General features: G+C 63.9%; 1 pseudogene. It reads right to left on the bottom strand.

The window, feature by feature from the left end:
• Positions 1-435: pseudogene (gene aspA / locus FNL14_RS23050) on the bottom strand (aspartate ammonia-lyase); the annotation flags it as partial.

Below are 435 nucleotides of genomic sequence, written 5' to 3'. Positions count from 1 at the left end.
TTGGTGAGGTTGGCGAGGCGTTCGGGGCTGAGGAGTTCCTGGAGTTGGGTGTGGGTGAGGAGTCCGTGTTCGAGGACGAGTTCGGCGACGCCTTTGCCGGTGGCGAGTGCTTCCTGGGCGATGGCGGTGGCGGTGGTGTAGCCGAGGTGGGGGTTGAGGGCGGTGACCAGGCCGATGGATTGTTCCACTGTTTGGCGGAGGTGGTCGGTGTTGGCGGTGATGCCCTGGATGCAGCGTGCGGTGAGGGTGCGGCAGGCGGCTTCGAGGTGGGAGATGCTCTTGTGGAGGCTGTGGACGATGATGGGTTCGAAGGCGTTGAGCTGGAGTTGCCCGGCTTCGGCGGCCATGGTGATGGTGACGTCGTTGCCGATCACTTCGTAGGCGACCTGGGAGACGACTTCGGGGATGACCGGGTTGATTTTGCCGGGCATGATG

Origin of the sequence: Pseudarthrobacter sp. B4EP4b, from assembly GCF_006680095.1 — a bacterium.
In the GTDB taxonomy this organism is placed as follows: Bacteria; Actinomycetota; Actinomycetes; order Actinomycetales; family Micrococcaceae; genus Arthrobacter.
This window is presented reverse-complemented; position numbering and strand designations above follow the sequence as displayed.